This window comes from Neptuniibacter sp. QD34_54 (genome assembly GCF_047778055.1).
GTDB lineage: Bacteria > Pseudomonadota > Gammaproteobacteria > Pseudomonadales > Balneatricaceae > Neptuniibacter.
Window position 1 is genome coordinate 689,139 of the sequence record NZ_CP180546.1, and the last position, 15,955, is coordinate 705,093.

The window sequence follows — 15,955 nt, forward strand, 5'->3', positions numbered from 1 at the left end:
TCTCATTAACGCATAAGAAATGGATTTAAAGAGAAAGAGATGCCTGTTGTAGAACTAAATGGGACAAAGATCAATTATTTACAAATTGATAGTGATGCTGGCGAGCATGCTGAGCATTTGGTAATGGTGCACGGCCTAGCAACCAATATGGCATTTTGGTACATGCGCCATGCTGCTGAATTCGCTAAACGGTACAAAGTAACGCTTTTTGATCTTCGCGGTCATGGTCGTTCTAGGGTTACTGAGTCAGGCTATACCCCAGAAAATATGTCTCGAGATTTAGAAGAGCTTCTAAATCACTTATCAATAAATAAAGCTCACTTTATTGCTCATAGTTTTGGCGGCATTGTGGCTTTGAATTTTGCATGCCGGTCTGTAAACCGAGTCGCTAGTTTGATGTTAGTAGATTCGCATATTGGTGCGATTAGAAAGCTAGAAAAAGATAATACTTGGGAATACGGACAGAAAGTTCAGCAGTTGCTCCATGATCAAGGTCTAGATATTAGTGTTAATGAGCCTTATTTTGGGTATCGACTTTTGGCGACTGTAGCGCATCTTCAGAAAGAAAAAGTCCCTATTTCCGATGAGCTTCAGGAACTAGTAATTCCTATCGTTGGTAATTATGGTGCACGAACTGCAAAACAGTGGCTAAAGCTACTTGAAACCACTAAAGCTGAAGAAGAGCTAATGGGTGATGATGGTTTGACGCTCGAGCGTTTAAAAAAATTAACATTCCCCATATTGGCTGTATACGGTGAACGTTCACAGGCAATGCTGACAGGCAGTCATCTGCTGGAAGTTTGGCCGCATGCAGATTTTAGAAGGGTTAGAGAGGCAGGTCACTTTTTTCCTACGACTAGACCTGCAGAGTTAATGCAGAACTGTGAACAATTTTGGGATGGAGCTTTAGTTTCAGACATTCCAAAGAGAGAAGGTGATAAACAGAGGCACTTTCGAAGTGATCGTTTTTCCGAGCGTGATGATGGTTGGTACTTTTTTACACGTGAGGGGGAACATGGCCCATACGAATCCTTAGATATAGCAAACAATTCGCTTTCCTCCTATATCGAACAGGCAAAGGCAGGTTAGTCGTTATATGAAAAGAAATCGTTTAGGGGTACATGCTGGAAAAGGCATGAATGATTTTGATCTAATTGCTAAAGGTGGCTTTGGCGATGGTTTGAATGCTTATGCTCATTCCATGGCCTGGTTTAATGGTCATCTCTATGTGGCGACTACTCGAGGGAATTTTCCTTTGATGAAAGCTCGTTTACCTATTGGTCTAGATCCTTGGCCTGTGGAGTGCCCGCCTAATCCGTTTGACCTAGATCTACATGCAGAAATCTGGCGTTATTCCCCCCTAGAGGATAGTTGGGAAAGAGTACATAAGGCTCCCACTATTATTGGCAGCCATGGCAAGCCTATACCTCGAGAGTTAGGTTACCGTGGAATGTTGGCTTATGAAGCAAATGACGGTCGTCCACCAGAGCTTTATGTGAGCACTTGGTCTCCAGCGAAAGGACCAGGCCCTCTTATCTTGCGTACCACTGATGGAAGAACATTTGAGTCGTCTTGCGAACCAGGGTTAATTGGATTACCTGTTACTACCATTCGAACTATGGCTCAGTTTAAAGGGCGTTTATATACCACGCCAGCTGGATCTAGGGGAGGAAACCCTAATGTTTCGGCTCACTCGATAGTATATGAGAGTAAGGATCCCGCAGAAGGTAAATGGGAACCCGTAAGTGATTTCGGATTTGGTGATCCAGGCAATAAAACTGTTTTTGAAATGGCCGCGTTTGGGGATCATTTATACGTAGGTACCTTTAATCTGGAAGGTTTCCAAGTATGGCGGACGGATGCCGAAGGTGAAGCTCCATATAAATGGGAGAAGGTCATCGAGAAGGGAGCATATCGGGGCGCATTTAATCAATGTGTTTTGAGTATGTATGAGTTTAAGGGAGCGCTATACGTGGGAGGTGCTATTCAGGGAGGTGGCATAGATCGACAAAATAAAATTGGCCCTGCACCACCTGAGCTTATTCGTATCTACCCAGATGGAGATTGGGATTTGGTCGTTGGTGAGGCGCGAGATACTCCCGACGGTTATAAAAAACCTATATCTGGTTATCTTCCTGGATTTGATAATTTTTTTAATGGCTACTTTTGGCGGATGTGTGAACATGATGGTTGGTTGTATGTGTCGACGTTCGAATGGAGCAGTATTTTAGGTTATGCCCAACGTGGGTCTTGGCCCGAAGCCTTTTCAAATATCATTAATGATTTGGGCTTTGATTTTGTTACAGAAAACCACAGTGGCTTTGATCTATATCGTAGTTATGATGGAGAAAATTGGGTTCCAGTAACGACGAATGGTATGGGTAACCCTTACAATATGGGGTTAAGGACAATGATCTCTTCCCCTTACGGTTTGTTTTTAGGAACAGCTAATCCATTTGGGCCGAAAGTTATCAGGCCTGATGGGCACAAATATCTACCCAACCCTCGTGGTGGTTGTGAAGTGTTTTTGGCTCGGAATTAAAAATTCGAGCGATAGAAAAGTATATGAATCCTAGAGGAACGATTTGAAAAAGGACTCTAGGATGCAAGTAATTTACGGATGGAGACGAACAAGTGACTGAAGTGGCCCAAAAAGTAGCGTTACCTGCTTTTTTAAAGAAAAGGTTGCAGGCATTTCGAATTGGGCAAGGATCTGATCAGTATTATCTTTTAAAAGACCCTCGGAATGATGATACGCATAAGTTAGAGCCTTGGCAGTTTTTCTTATTAGAAGTACTACCAGGTTGTGATAACTACCCTAAATTGTTGGGTATTTTTGAAGATCGTTTTGGTCAGTCTACTTCTCAAAGTGAAATTGAATCACTTTTTGAATTAGTTGCAGGGAAAAAATTGTTTGGGTTATCGGCACTTTCTCATCCATTACTTGCCGAATTTAATAAACAAAGAAATGAAGAAAAATCAGCTAAGCCTATGAAAGAGCGCATAGCTGAAGCGAAAGAAAAAGCAGCTGCTCAATCGCAAGAAAATGCAGAAAATGCTCTTCCTCCAGGTATTTCTGAAGCGTTAAGCTTTGATAACAATATGAAGCAGTTACGTTGGAAGCTTTTTAATCCTAAAGCCCTTCTTAAGCTGCTAGCCCCTGCTTTATCCCCGCTACGCTTTTTAATGTACGCGTTACCTGTTTTGTTGGTAACGGGTGTGTTTTTATTTTCTCGCTATTTTACATTTGTAGAAGAAGATATAACGCTAATGCTGCAGGGTGTGTCTATGATCGAGCACGCACTCATCAGTATGTTGACCGTAAACTTATCCGTTACCTTTTTAACAATGTTAGTAGCGCATAATTTTAGGGCAAATGTGTATGGGTTAGGGATAGTTCTATACATGGGCTTCTTCCCTCGTTTCTGCGCGATGATGACGGATGTACAACAATTCACTCGTCGAGAGCGCATGTGGTTGCATGCTGCCCCTCTGCTTTATCGATTAGCTTTATTTAGTGTAGCGATATTGGTTTGGTTCAATACCCGTGGGTATGAGAGCTTTACCTCTTCATTTGCTCTGATTCTTGCTATCGCCAGTGCTATATCTTTCTTGATAACAGTAAACCCTCTGGTTAAAAGTAATGGCTATCATTTTGTTGCTGCACTCTTGGATACCCCAAAGCTGCGCCAAAAGGCATATAAAGCTTTACTTAACAAGATGAAAGGTAACGTATATCAAGAAGCTAACGCTGAGCTTCTAGCTGCCTACGCGTTAGCTTCTACAGTGTTCATGATTGTCCTCTTTGTAGTGGTGTTATTGCTATTGGGCAAGTTCTTGAAAATATACTTAGGAGGAGTAGGGGTATTAATTACTTGCTTTGTAGCCTTAACGTTCTTCTACAGAATGGTATCGCGCTTCATCAGAATTAATGAGGCGCATGAAAGGGCTACGCAGTTTGAGCGTTGGAGAAATCGAACGCTTACGTCTAAAGAGAAAGAAGAGAAAAATCAGGTTAAGGTATCTTCTACAGCTGTTTATATCAAACGGGCATTGTTAGTAACAATTCTTGGTTTGTTGTTTGTTCCTTATAGTTATGAGCCAGGTGGTAGTTTTGTAATTTTGCCTGACCAAAAGCAAGAAGTGACTTCAGACATATCAGGTATTGTCAGCGTTATTAACTTTAAGGGTGGTGAAAACCTGAAGAAAGGGGAAGCTATTGGCAGTCTGATGCATGGTGATTCCCTAGCTCAGATGAATAAGCTTGAAGCCCTCATGTTAGAGCAACAAGCTGTGATTAATGAGCTTAAATCTCGACCGCGTGCTGAAGATGTGAAGTTGGCTGAAAGCATGTTGGATGTAGAGCTAACTCGTTCCCGTTTTAGTCGTGCAAAGGTCAATCGTCTAGAAAAGTTGCATAAAACTGGAACCGTTTCCTTTGAAGAATTAGACGATGCACGTCGTGAGCACCGTATCGATCTGGCTCAAACGGCAGAAAAACGTGCAAACCTGGATGTTGTAAAGGCTGGTGCTACTCCAGATCAGATCGCCGCTGCCGAAGCTAAATTGCTAAGTTATCAAGAAGAACGAGATTACTATAAGGAAAAAGTAGATTTATCTACGCTATACATGCCATTTGATGGTCGTTTGATAACGATGCATCTTCAACAAAAAGTAGGTAGTTTCCTCGAAAGAGGTGAACCGCTTGCTATTGTCGAAAATACATCGACGGTATTAGCTCAGATCGATATTCCTGAAGCCGATATCGCATATGTAGAGCTTGGAAGCTCGGTTCGAATTCGCCCTCAAGCTTTCTATTCAATGGATTTCAATGGTCAAGTGTTATCTGTTGACTCTAATGTATCTGAAGAGCGAATGGGTAAAGTTGTTCGTGTCATAACCACATTGGATAACACTGATGGGTTATTGAAAACAGGTATGAGCGGCTATGCAAAGGTTGATAGTCAGACTTTGCCTGTCTGGAAGGTGTTTTCATTAGCAATAGTTCGATTTGTTGAAGTGGAAATGTGGTCCTGGATTCCATAAACACTAAACAAGTTGATTGGAAGTGGGCTTAGCAAAAGTTACCACTTCTATTTTTCCCCTCTCTGTAGGGGGCAATTTAAACTAATGAATAGATCCTAACTATGGCAGCACCGTTGTTTTTATTGGCTCCGCCCAGATCCTATACATCGCTAATTAACGCAATGATTGGTCAGCATCCGCAGGCTTTCGGTTTACCTGAACTGAACCTGTTTAACGTTGAAAAAGTTAAGGATTTATGGCGGCGTGTATCTGATGATATTGGTGATGATAGTAACCGCCGGCAAGGTTTGTTAAGAGCTGTCGCTGAAATTTATGCTGGAGAGCAGACTCTTGCTACTGTGACAATGGCTCAGCATTGGGCGTCAGCAAGGGAGCATTTAGAGACCGGTGAAGTTTTTCGGGAAATTGTAGAGCAGATTCATCCCTTAATTGCAGTTGAGAAAAGTCCAGCGTACACCATTTCTTTTAAAAGAATGAAGCGGATTTATGAGACCTTCCCCGAAGCAAAATTTCTACATTTAGTGAGACACCCCATACCGCAAAGTCGATCAGTAATGAACCTGAATGATGGTATTTTTGCATTATTTGTAAACTCATTTGATTTTTCAGATGGTAAAGCAATAGTTGATCCTCAAATTGCATGGCATGACATTAATATCAATATCTTAAATTTTTTAGATATGGTTCCAGACGAGCAAAAGTTATGTATGCGCGGTGAGGATATTATGGAAAATCCGCGGGAGAAGCTGGCGGAAGTCTGTCGCTGGTTAGGTATTAGGGACGATGACGCTGCTGTAGAAGATATGATGCACCCGGAGCGATCGCCTTTTGCATGTTTTGGACCTGTGAATGCATTGTTTGGTAATGATCCAAATTTCTTACGAGGACCAACGTTTAGGCAGCATAAGCCGAAAATACCTCCATTTGATGCTGAATTGCCTTGGAGAGAAGATGGTAAGAAACTGCGGCCTGAGGTCGTGGCTTTGGCAAAAGAATTTGGTTACCAATAGTATTTAGTTGAGATTTTAGAGGTTTCTGTGAGTAATTCTGATCATACAGACGTAGATAAAGTGGATGATACGAATCAAGAAAAGCGCAAGCGGATTGGTTTGTTGGATACAGAACCACGAAACTCTCGTATCAAACCTGAGGGTTTGACAGCACAGCAGCAAGCTTTACGTGAAGCGGCAATTAATCAGTTTAAATCCAATAAAATTAAGGCATTCATTGCAAAGCAAGTAAAACATATAAATTCGAATCGGCAGGTTGCCGACGGTATTCGGTTTCTGTTTGATGAACATGGCCTACCACCTGCAAATGCTCCATTAGAAGATATAATTTCAGAACGAAAGAAAATTGAATCAGAAATTCGCTGGTTTGAAGCAATGTGTTCAGAGCTTAGAAATAAACTTGGACAGGTTAAAGAAATTGAAGAACTGGCTATGGAAATGCTAGAAAATCAACCCAAATAGCAAGGGCTCGCTTAATTAGAGCTTTAATCGCTCTGGAGGTATTATGCGTATCACTAGGTTTCTTTTAGCTGTAAGTATGGCTTTTACCTGCATGGTATCACTGACTGCAAATGCTAAGGGTTCAACTACTGAGCATTCTTTGAAAGTTGGAGCGGATTATCGAACGTACCGCGTTTATTCGCCCAACTCTGATGGGACAAACCCATTTCCTGTGATGATTCTTCTTCATGGTGGATTGGGCAACGCCAAGTATATGCAGAGCAATATTGCTATCGAAGGGGTTGCTGATGAAGGGCAGTTTAAGGTTGTTTTTGCTGATGGCACTGGCGGGCGTGTTTTTACGAATAATAAAACCTGGAATGCAGGGAAGTGTTGCGGTTATTCAGTTGAAAAGAAAATCAACGACGTACAATTTATTTCTACGTTAATTGATGAGCTTGTTGAAACGCAGAACATTGATGCCTCTAAGGTTTATGTGGGTGGAATGTCAAATGGTGCGATGATGGCCTATCGCGCGGTATGTCAACTTCCTGAAAAAATTACGGCAATGTTTTCGGTTGCAGGCACATTAGCAATTGATAATTGCGATAGAGCTGTCAAAGTTCCTGTATTACATATACATGGCGAAAATGATGAAAATGTTCCTGTTGACGGTGGTACTGGATCTAACAGTATTTCAGGTGTAGAACACCGTTCAGTTGCTGATACTATCTCGTTAGTATCTAGCAAACGTGATTGCCTGCAACCTGAAACTGAAATGTTTGATGAAGTTTTGGAGCTGAATACATATCGGTGCGCCAAAGGAGCAGATGTGCGATTACTAATCATTAAAAATGGTGAGCACGTATGGCCTGGTTCTAAAAGGGACGAGCAGGCCGATGTACATGGATTTAATGCTAGTGAGCAATCTTGGTTGTTTGTTAAGCAATTTATGAAGTCCTCTTAAAGGCGGGACAATCGAAAGTTAGATTTATAGAATCTTTTGATTGAAAGAAATTAAACGGAAAAGATAACTTATGACAAGCCCTATCAAATTCTCAGGGAAGTTTTTAATAATGGGGTGCTTGCTCGGATTAGCCGGTTGTTCGGTTACCCAAGATTTTCAAGCACCTGAGGTAGAAGTAAAGGATGATTGGCGAGTAAGTTATGATTCTGCTGCTGATATGGCGAATGTGGAGTGGTGGAGTTCTTTTAATGATCCAACCCTCGAAAGCTTAATCGATACTGCTTTGAAACATAATAACGACTTGGGGCAAGCAACTGCTAGAGTGTATGAGCTTACAGGCCGTTATAACATGCAGAATTCAGCGTTCTATCCACAAGTTGGGTATGGTTTGTCTGGTGGAAGGAGTCAAAGAAGCTTAGAGCAACCTTATTCTTTTGCTAATAGTTCTGTTGATCGAGTTAACTCCTCTTACAATGCTTCCCTGAATATCGGATGGGAAATAGATGTATGGGGTAAGTTAGCGAGAGCTGAAGAGGCTGCCAGAGCTGATGTCCTTGCGGCAGAAGAGGGGAGACAGGCCGTAATTATGTCGCTGGTCTCTTCCGTAGCTGTGGAATATATTGATCTACTCAGTTTAGATCACCAGTTGGAGATAGCTACGCAAACGGTGTCTGAGCGAAAAGCTTCTGTAGAACTGTTTGAACGAAAAATAAAGGGAGGCCAAATCTCCGAGTTGGAGTTGGCTCAAGTACGTTCTGCTTATGAACAAGCTGCAGCGCAGATACCAATACTAGAGCTGGATATTATTCATCAAGAGAATAGGCTCTCAGTTCTAGTTGGTAAAGCTCCTGGGAAAATAGATCGTTCAGGTAGTTTGCAACAGCTATCTCAATTAGAGTTGCCTCAAGGTTTGCCTAGTGACTTACTCGTACGTCGTCCTGACATCCGTATGAGTGTGCAGAAACTAATTGCGGCAAATGCTCGTGTTGGTGTAGCTAAAACAGAACACCTACCAACGTTATCACTTAGTGGTCTATTAGGATACGCAAGCGATAATCTATCGAATTTGTTTAATGGTTCTGCTGGCTTATGGGAAGCTACAGCCGGATCTGCTGGCATGTTGTATACCGGTGGGCGAATTGAAGGAAACGTAAAGCAAGCTGAGGCTATTCAGCAGCAGCTAATTTACGAGTACCAAGCAATGATTCAAACCGCGCTTAGAGAAGTGGATGATTCTTTGAGCTCTATTCAGAAATTAAGACAGTTATCTGTTATTCAACAACGGCATGTAGATGTCTTAGAAATGTATGTTGAATATGCTAAAAGCAGACATGACGCAGGTTATTCAAGATACATGGAGGTGTTAGATGCTGAGCGTAACCTCTATACGGCTAGGATTAATCAAACAAAAACTCATCGAAATATTTTTGCCTCAACAGTAGGCATGTACAAAGCGATGGGCGGTGGTTGGATAAGTGCTGCAGATGAATTAACGAATAAAGAGCAAAACAAGCAAGTAGTTCAATAAACATCAGATTGTTTATGAGTATTGCTCTGTATTCAGTTGGAATGAATTTTTAATTTAATTAGGTTTAAGGCATTTTCGATGCGTATAGAACAGGACGAAGTACAGTCAAGAATTATGCAGGTTCTCGACGTCATGCTAGAGGAATGGGATGACGAACTAGATGAACCAGTAGAACCTGAATCCAAACTAGTTGAAGATGTAGGTTTTGCTTCTATTGATTTTGTTCAGCTAGCTGTAGCTATTGAAGCTGAGTTTAAGATGAAGATGGGCTTCCAGACATTGCTTATGCAAGATGGTGCTTATGTTGAAGATCTTAGCATTGCTGAAGTTTCTGCATTTGTTTTTGATAAGGTAAACAGTGTAGGAAGCCCTGATACACAACCTGCGCCTCAGCAGAAAGTAGCTCCAAATGTGGATCGGTTAGAGTCTGTTGAAAGCAAAGTTACCCGTGAAAAAATGGATGAATTCCGCAGTATCATTCGTCCATGTTTACCGCGTGAAAATGATGGTGGCGAGAAAAACAGACCTGCTGTTTTCGTGCTTTCTCCACCTCGTTCGGGCTCTACTTTATTGCGTATTATGCTTGCTGGTTGCCCGCAACTTTTTGTTCCACCAGAATTGCACCTTCTTTCCTATGCCGATATGTCTGAGCGACTCGCAGCTCTAGATAATACGCACAATAGACATCTGTTAGAAGGAACGATTCGAGCTTTGATGCAGTTAAAAGGATGGGATGCAGAGACTGCAAGGGCGTTTTGCTCGGATAGTGAAGCACAAAAACAGAGTTGTAAGTCTTTTTATGATTTACTGCAAAAAGAAGCTGGTGAGGCGCTTTTAGTAGATAAAACGCCTACCTACGCAGTTAACAAGCAGATTCTTGATCGGGCGGAAGAAGACTTTCAAGATGCGAAGTATATTCATTTAGTAAGGCACCCTTGCGGCACTATGCGTTCATATGAGGAGTCTAAGTTAACTCGAATGATGCCTTTAATGAACGAAAGTGACTTTTCGGGCCGAGAACTGGCTGAAATGACGTGGTTAACATGCCATCAAAATACTTTCGATTTCACTAAAGGTATTCCAGAGAATCGATACCTACAGGTTCAATACGAGAAAATTGTTCAGCAGCCTGAAGTTGAAATGCGCAGAATTTGTGAGTTTTTAGACGTTCCATATCATCCAGATATGATCAATCCATATCAGGATAATGAACAGCGCATGGCAGATGGTGTGGATGCGGCATCTAAAATGAGTGGCGACTTAAAGTTCCACTTACATCAGGGTATTGATCCTGCTGCAGCTTTCCGATGGCAAGAGTTCTATTCGGAAAATATTCTTGGTGATATCACTAAAGAGGTTGCTAGAAAGTGTGGCTATGACATCAAATAGTCTACGTTAGTACCAAGAACTTAGTTAAAAAAAGCGACCTCATAACCTAGGTCGCTTTTTTATTTCTACCGATTTACTTTATGCAGTAAAAGTACCCTTGTTCATGTTTGGTCGGCTGAAATATAGCGGATAAAAAGTGATAGGCTTCAGTTGATGTTATATGATGTTGTCAATTAAAGGTGTAAGTGCAAAGTGGCGGCATGCTGCGGCTGTATATTGGACTTCGTTATTCAATCCAACTATCAATAGTTATGGTTAGTTTTTCATATGTTATTAATGATCGATAACTACGATTCGTTTACATACAACGTAGTTCAGTATCTGGGTGAGCTTGGCGCTGATGTGCGTGTTTATCGTAATGATGAAATTACGATTGAAGAGATCGAAGCGCTGAATCCGGATCATCTTGTTATCTCTCCAGGACCATGTACTCCAAATGAAGCGGGTGTCTCTGTAGCCGCAATTGAACACTTTGCAGGTAAGTTGCCAATTCTCGGGATCTGTTTAGGTCATCAGAGTATTGGTCAGGCTTTTGGTGGCGATATAGTGCGAGCTAAGCAGGTGATGCACGGTAAAACTTCTCCTGTTCATCACATAGACGCCGGTGTATTTGAAGGGCTAGCACAACCTGTAGAAGTGACTCGCTACCACTCGCTTGTAATTGATCAAAATACGCTTCCGGATTGCTTGGAGGTTACCTCTTGGACTCAAGATGAACAGGGTAATCTCGATGAGATTATGGGTGTTAGACATAAGACTCTAGATATTGAGGGAGTCCAGTTTCACCCTGAATCTATTTTGACGGAGCAAGGCCATGATTTATTGGCTAACTTCTTGAAACGCACTAAGCCTGCAGCTTGAAATTACTAAGGATAATCAATGGATATTAAACAAGCATTAGCTTTGGTTGTGGATCGTCAGGACCTTTGCCAAGAAGATATGCGTGCTGTGATGAATCAGATCATGACAGGGCAAGCGACCGATGCACAAATCGGTGGTTTATTGATCGCTTTGCGTATGAAAGGCGAAACAGTAAATGAAATAACTGGTGCTGCTGATGCAATGCGATCGCTAGCAACGCCTGTGGATATTAATGTGCCTAACGCCGTTGATATTGTAGGCACCGGTGGTGATGGCGCGAATCTGTTTAACGTTTCTAGTGCTTGTTCTTTTGTTGTTGCAGCGGCTGGTGGCCATGTTGCTAAACACGGTAATCGTTCTGTCTCTTCCAGCTCTGGTTCTGCTGACTTGTTAGAAACTGCGGGTATTAATTTAGAGCTTAAGCCTGAAGAAATTGCGCAATGTATTGAGAAGGTTGGTTTGGGCTTTATGTTTGCGCCTCAGCACCACAGTGCGATGAAGCATGCCATTGGTCCTCGTAAAGAGATGTCCTTAAGAACCTTATTTAATATTTTGGGGCCTTTAACTAACCCAGCAGGTGTTAAACATTACCTCTTAGGTGTGTTTGATAAAACACTTTGTCGCCCTCTAGCTGAGGCTTTGCAGGCATTAGGTGCGGTTCATGCGATGGTCGTTCACGCGGCAGAAGGTTTGGATGAAATTAGTTTGGCTGGTGATACCTATGTGGCTGAGCTAAAAGATGGTGAAGTGAGTGAGTATACTTTGACCGCTGATGATGTTGGGCTTAGCAAGCAAACACTAGAGGGTTTGCAAGTAAGTAGCTCTGCTGAAAGTTTGGAAATGATTCAAGCGGCTTTTGCCGGTGAGCATGCCAAAGCGGTTGATATGATTGCTATCAATGCTGGCGCAGCTCTCTATGTTTCGGATCAGGCTGCTAACCTTAAAGAGGGCGTGGCGTTGGCTAAAGAGACGATTTTAAGTGGTGCGGCAGCATCTAAAGTTAAAGAATTGGCTGACTTTAGTCAGGCGTTTAAGGGTTAAGAGATGTCAGATACACCAACGATTTTAAAGAAAATTCTTGCCCGTAAAGCTCAAGAGGTTTCGGAGCGACAGCCAAAAGTTTCTATTGCTGATCTTAAAGCACGTATTGCAGATCAAAAGGGGAGTGATTTTGATCCTCGTGGTTTTGTTACGAATATGGAAAAAGCGATTGCTGAGGGGCGTTCTGCGGTTATTGCTGAAGCTAAGAAGCATAGTCCATCTAAAGGGCTGTTAAGAGATCCGTTTGTGCCAGCTGATATTGCTAAGTCTTATGAGTTGGGTGGCGCAAGTTGTTTGTCGGTTTTGACGGATAAAGATTATTTCTACGGTAGTGAAGAGTATCTTATGCAGGCGCGTGCAGCCTGTTCTTTGCCGATTATCCGTAAAGACTTTATTGTTGATCCATACCAGGTGTATGAGGCACGTGCTATTGGTGCTGACTGCATTCTATTGATTGTATCTGCCTTAGAGGATGAGCAAATGGCTGATTTGAATGGTCTGGCACTTGAGCTAGGAATGGATGTATTAATTGAAGTCCATGGTGCTGATGAGTTGGAACGTTCTCTTCCGCTAAATAATAAGTTGGTTGGTATTAATAACCGAAATCTACATACCTTTGAGGTGACGTTAAATAATACCTATGATTTGCTGAGCTCTATTTCAGAAGATCGAATTGTCGTTACTGAAAGTGGTATCCATAGTCGCGAAGATGTTCAGGCAATGCGCGAACATAATGTTCATAGCTTCTTAGTGGGTGAAGCGTTTATGCGTGCTGAAAATCCAGGTCAGAAATTAAAAGAATTGTTTGAGTAAGGTTGTAGCTTTATGAGTATGAGTGCCAAGGTTAAATGGGATGGAGATGTGCGTTTTCAAGGCACAACCGGTTCTGGCTTTGATCTAATGATCGATGGCGAGCTGAAGCAGGGGCCTCGCCCTATGGAGCTTATGCTTCTGGGTCTAGGTGGCTGTACTAGCTACGATGTTGTGGGTATTTTGAAAAAGACACGTCAAGATGTGGTTGATTGTGTTGCAGAAATTGAGTCTGAGCGTGCTGACGAAGTACCCGCAGTCTTTACTAAGATCCACATAAAGTTTGTTGTTAGTGGCCGTGGCTTGAGCGAGAAAAAAGTTGAGCGTGCTGTAAAGCTGTCGGCTGAACAATATTGCTCTGCATCCTTGATGCTTGAGCGAGGTGGTGTTGAAATCACCCACAGCTTTGAGATTGTTGAAGTGGAATAATCTCATTTTTGAGTGTTTTTCCTTAGAAAGGGCTGCTTTTTAGTGGCCCTTTTTTATTTTTTACTGGAGTCTATATATTTATCCGCTATATTAGTTGCAATGTTATTTAGTTAGTTGCTTGTTTTTTAAGGTTATTGTTGTCCCTTTTTGATGGGTGTTGGGGGTGTTTGTTATCTCCTAAAAGGGCTTGTATAGGTAAACTTTGGGGATTTGGTGAGGCGATGCGCTTATCGATATCTAAAACGTTGGCTATAGGCATTGTGACGCTGCAGATTGTAACGGTTTGTGTCATTCTGGCCTCATCCTACATTACCACTGAGCAGGTCCTAATAGGCCATGCTCAAAAATTAATGCGCAATTTATCTCGTGAAGTTATCCAGCACTCTGAAGAGTTTCTTTCGCCTGCCCGCTCCGCTGTTAGCTTGACTCAAAGTTTGGCTCGAAATGAAGTAGTAAGTGAAGAGCGTCCTGATGAAATGGAGCAGTATTTCTTTGAGCAGCTCATGTTATTCCCTCATATTGCGGGTATTTACTACGGTAACCTAGATGGAGACTTTTATTTTGTGCGTAGGAGCTCTGAAATAAGCTCGTACCAAATTAAACGCATTAATGAAGATGCTGGGCAGAGAATTGTAACAAATCGTTGGTTTGGTCAGGATCAAGAGTTGGTAAAAACAACTGAAGATCCAAATGATTCTTATGATCCAAGAACTCGCCCATGGTTTACTAAGGCTTTGGGTGAAAGGCAGCAGACCTGGACTGATCCGTATCTATTTTTTACCTCTCAAACACCTGGGATCACCGTAGCTAGTCCTGTTTTTACAAAAGGTGGGGAGCTTATTGGGGTGGTGGGGGTAGATATAGATCTATCAGCACTGTCGGATTTTCTAGGTTATCTGGAATTAAGTGAGCATGCTTCAGCATTAATTATGAATAATAATGGCGATGTGATTGCTCATCGTAATCTTCAAGGTACTTATGCTCAAAATGAAGAGGTCAAGCGTTTGTTGAAGGTGGGGGAGCTGAGTAATAAGGCAACTCGAGCTGCTGTTGATTCCCTTGATCGCTCGCCAGGCTGGTATGTATTGAATACAGCTGTTAATACGAGTTATTTGCACGAAGGGAAAAAATACCACGCAGTATTTACGCCCTTTTCAGATAATTGGCCTTGGCTCTTAGGCTTGTATGTGCCGGAAGATGACTTCCTTACAGAAATTAAAGCAAATCAGAAATTTAACTTTATCGTTGCAGGAGGGATAACATTAGTCAGTTTGATTATTGGTATCTGGTTTGCGCGATCGCTTTCTCGTCCTATCGTTAGGTTACAGAAGAGCGTTGAGTCCGTAAAAAAAGGCCAGTTAGAAGTTAATATCGATGCTGGAGGCAGTATCTTTCATGATATTTCCGATACAACGCACGCCTTTAAAGGTTTGGTGGACTTTCTAAAAGATAATCAGCAAAAGAGTGAGGCCTTGCGAAAGCGATTAACTCAACAGGCTCACTTTATGGAAGCTGTATTGGCGAACATTGATAGCGGCGTAGTTGTTTGTGATGTCGATGGTCGTTTTGTTTATTCAAATAGAGTGGTGAATCAACTTAGAGGGTTACCTGAAGGTGCGCATCTAGAGCGTTTTGAGGATGCTCCATTTAAGTTATTTGCTGCTGATGGTGTAACTCAATTAGATAATTCACAATGGCCAATATTTAGAGCGTTAAATGGTGAGCATATATCAAACCTAGAGATTGTTATTGTTTCAAATACGAGCGAGCCTAAACGTGTTTATGTCAGTGGTCAGCCGCTATTTGATACTTCCGGTGAGAAGCTGGGTGCTTATGTGTCGATGCATCAAGTGAGTTGATGTTTTCTAAATGCCTCTCTTGCTAGTCTTTCCCTTGCATAGCTCTTGTTAGGCGCGTAGAATTACGCGTCCTTTGGAGAACTATTTCCAATCTCCTTGCTGCCTACCACATGGTGTGGTCAGGGGGCTATTAACCCGAAAGGAGCTAAAATGCGTCATTATGAAATCGTATTTCTGGTTCACCCGAACCAGAGTGAGCAGGTTTCTGCGATGGTTGAGCGTTACACCTCTCTAATTGAAGGTGCAGAAGGCACAATTCATCGTCTAGAAGACTGGGGCCGCCGTCAGTTGGCTTACCCAATCAACAATGCTCATAAAGCACACTATGTCCTGATGAACATCGAATGTGGTCAGGAAACTCTAGACGAGCTGGAAAACCTATTCCGTTACAACGACGCTGTTCTGCGTAACATGGTTATCCGTCGTAAAGAAGCGATCACTGAGATCTCTCCAATCAAAGCTGCTGAATCTCGCGAAGAGCGTAAACCTCGCCGTGAAGAAAAGCCTGCTGAAAAGCCAGCTGAAGAAGCAGCACCTGCTGCGGAAGCTTCTGAAGAAGCTGCTGAGTAATTTA

Annotated in this window: 14 protein-coding genes; all 14 read left to right on the plus strand. The window is 42.2% G+C overall.

Features of this window, described 5'->3' with window-relative positions; translation table 11 throughout:
* Positions 1 to 39 precede the first annotated feature (39 nt).
* The 14 genes from ACMXYP_RS02905 (at position 40) to rpsF (ending at position 15,951) form a co-directional block, all read left to right on the plus strand.
* Positions 40 to 1,089 (plus strand): alpha/beta fold hydrolase, encoded by a 1,050-nt coding sequence (locus ACMXYP_RS02905; protein WP_415883511.1) that lies wholly within the window; start codon positions 40 to 42, stop codon positions 1,087 to 1,089.
* Positions 1,090 to 1,096: 7 nt separating this feature from the next.
* The gene (locus ACMXYP_RS02910; RefSeq protein WP_415883512.1) at positions 1,097 to 2,542 is read left to right on the plus strand and encodes a hypothetical protein; all 1,446 of its coding nucleotides are present in this window, start codon (positions 1,097 to 1,099) and stop codon (positions 2,540 to 2,542) included.
* A 92-nt stretch (positions 2,543 to 2,634) separates the two neighbouring features.
* Positions 2,635 to 5,046 (plus strand): HlyD family secretion protein, encoded by a 2,412-nt coding sequence (locus ACMXYP_RS02915; RefSeq protein ID WP_415883513.1) that lies wholly within the window; start codon positions 2,635 to 2,637, stop codon positions 5,044 to 5,046.
* Between the two features lie 101 nt (positions 5,047 to 5,147).
* The gene (locus tag ACMXYP_RS02920) at positions 5,148 to 6,056 is read left to right on the plus strand and encodes a sulfotransferase family protein (protein ID WP_415883514.1); all 909 of its coding nucleotides are present in this window, start codon (positions 5,148 to 5,150) and stop codon (positions 6,054 to 6,056) included.
* A 27-nt stretch (positions 6,057 to 6,083) separates the two neighbouring features.
* Positions 6,084 to 6,518: a hypothetical protein gene (locus tag ACMXYP_RS02925; protein WP_415883515.1), complete on the plus strand. Its 435-nt coding sequence runs from the start codon at positions 6,084 to 6,086 to the stop codon at positions 6,516 to 6,518.
* A gap of 43 nt (positions 6,519 to 6,561) precedes the next feature.
* Entirely contained in the window at positions 6,562 to 7,464 is a 903-nt protein-coding gene (locus tag ACMXYP_RS02930; protein ID WP_415883516.1) for an alpha/beta hydrolase family esterase, read from the plus strand.
* A 70-nt stretch (positions 7,465 to 7,534) separates the two neighbouring features.
* Positions 7,535 to 8,992, plus strand: coding sequence for an efflux transporter outer membrane subunit (locus tag ACMXYP_RS02935; RefSeq protein ID WP_415883517.1), 1,458 nt, complete (start codon positions 7,535 to 7,537; stop codon positions 8,990 to 8,992).
* A gap of 78 nt (positions 8,993 to 9,070) precedes the next feature.
* Entirely contained in the window at positions 9,071 to 10,381 is a 1,311-nt protein-coding gene (locus ACMXYP_RS02940; protein WP_415883518.1) for a sulfotransferase, read from the plus strand.
* 267 nt (positions 10,382 to 10,648) lie between these two features.
* The gene (locus tag ACMXYP_RS02945; protein WP_415883519.1) at positions 10,649 to 11,242 is read left to right on the plus strand and encodes an aminodeoxychorismate/anthranilate synthase component II; all 594 of its coding nucleotides are present in this window, start codon (positions 10,649 to 10,651) and stop codon (positions 11,240 to 11,242) included.
* 18 nt (positions 11,243 to 11,260) lie between these two features.
* Positions 11,261 to 12,283 (plus strand): anthranilate phosphoribosyltransferase, encoded by a 1,023-nt coding sequence (trpD, locus tag ACMXYP_RS02950; protein ID WP_415883520.1) that lies wholly within the window; start codon positions 11,261 to 11,263, stop codon positions 12,281 to 12,283.
* 3 nt (positions 12,284 to 12,286) lie between these two features.
* A complete protein-coding gene (trpC, locus tag ACMXYP_RS02955; protein WP_415883521.1) occupies positions 12,287 to 13,096 on the plus strand; it encodes an indole-3-glycerol phosphate synthase TrpC in 810 nt (269 codons plus the stop codon).
* Between the two features lie 18 nt (positions 13,097 to 13,114).
* Positions 13,115 to 13,522 carry an OsmC family protein gene (locus ACMXYP_RS02960; protein ID WP_415884634.1) on the plus strand — a complete coding sequence of 136 codons (408 nt, stop codon included), beginning with the start codon at positions 13,115 to 13,117 and terminating at the stop codon, positions 13,520 to 13,522.
* Between the two features lie 221 nt (positions 13,523 to 13,743).
* Positions 13,744 to 15,381: a cache domain-containing protein gene (locus tag ACMXYP_RS02965; RefSeq protein WP_415883522.1), complete on the plus strand. Its 1,638-nt coding sequence runs from the start codon at positions 13,744 to 13,746 to the stop codon at positions 15,379 to 15,381.
* A 150-nt stretch (positions 15,382 to 15,531) separates the two neighbouring features.
* On the plus strand, positions 15,532 to 15,951 hold the full coding sequence (gene rpsF / locus ACMXYP_RS02970) for a 30S ribosomal protein S6 (protein ID WP_415883523.1): 420 nt from the start codon (positions 15,532 to 15,534) through the stop codon (positions 15,949 to 15,951).
* The last annotated feature ends 4 nt before the right edge of the window (positions 15,952 to 15,955 follow it).

Excerpts from the sequence above, each read along its gene's own strand:
- ACMXYP_RS02905 (WP_415883511.1), top strand. The coding sequence starts at position 40 with ATGCCTGTTGTAGAACTAAATGGGACAAAGATCAATTATTTACAAATT.
- trpD (WP_415883520.1), top strand. The coding sequence starts at position 11,261 with ATGGATATTAAACAAGCATTAGCTTTGGTTGTGGATCGTCAGGACCTT.
- ACMXYP_RS02910 (WP_415883512.1), top strand. The coding sequence starts at position 1,097 with ATGAAAAGAAATCGTTTAGGGGTACATGCTGGAAAAGGCATGAATGAT.
- ACMXYP_RS02940 (WP_415883518.1), top strand. The coding sequence starts at position 9,071 with ATGCGTATAGAACAGGACGAAGTACAGTCAAGAATTATGCAGGTTCTC.
- ACMXYP_RS02960 (WP_415884634.1), top strand. The coding sequence starts at position 13,115 with ATGAGTGCCAAGGTTAAATGGGATGGAGATGTGCGTTTTCAAGGCACA.
- ACMXYP_RS02945 (WP_415883519.1), top strand. The coding sequence starts at position 10,649 with ATGTTATTAATGATCGATAACTACGATTCGTTTACATACAACGTAGTT.
- ACMXYP_RS02965 (WP_415883522.1), top strand. The coding sequence starts at position 13,744 with ATGCGCTTATCGATATCTAAAACGTTGGCTATAGGCATTGTGACGCTG.
- ACMXYP_RS02935 (WP_415883517.1), top strand. The coding sequence starts at position 7,535 with ATGACAAGCCCTATCAAATTCTCAGGGAAGTTTTTAATAATGGGGTGC.
- rpsF (WP_415883523.1), top strand. The coding sequence starts at position 15,532 with ATGCGTCATTATGAAATCGTATTTCTGGTTCACCCGAACCAGAGTGAG.
- trpC (WP_415883521.1), top strand. The coding sequence starts at position 12,287 with ATGTCAGATACACCAACGATTTTAAAGAAAATTCTTGCCCGTAAAGCT.
- ACMXYP_RS02930 (WP_415883516.1), top strand. The coding sequence starts at position 6,562 with ATGCGTATCACTAGGTTTCTTTTAGCTGTAAGTATGGCTTTTACCTGC.
- ACMXYP_RS02920 (WP_415883514.1), top strand. The coding sequence starts at position 5,148 with ATGGCAGCACCGTTGTTTTTATTGGCTCCGCCCAGATCCTATACATCG.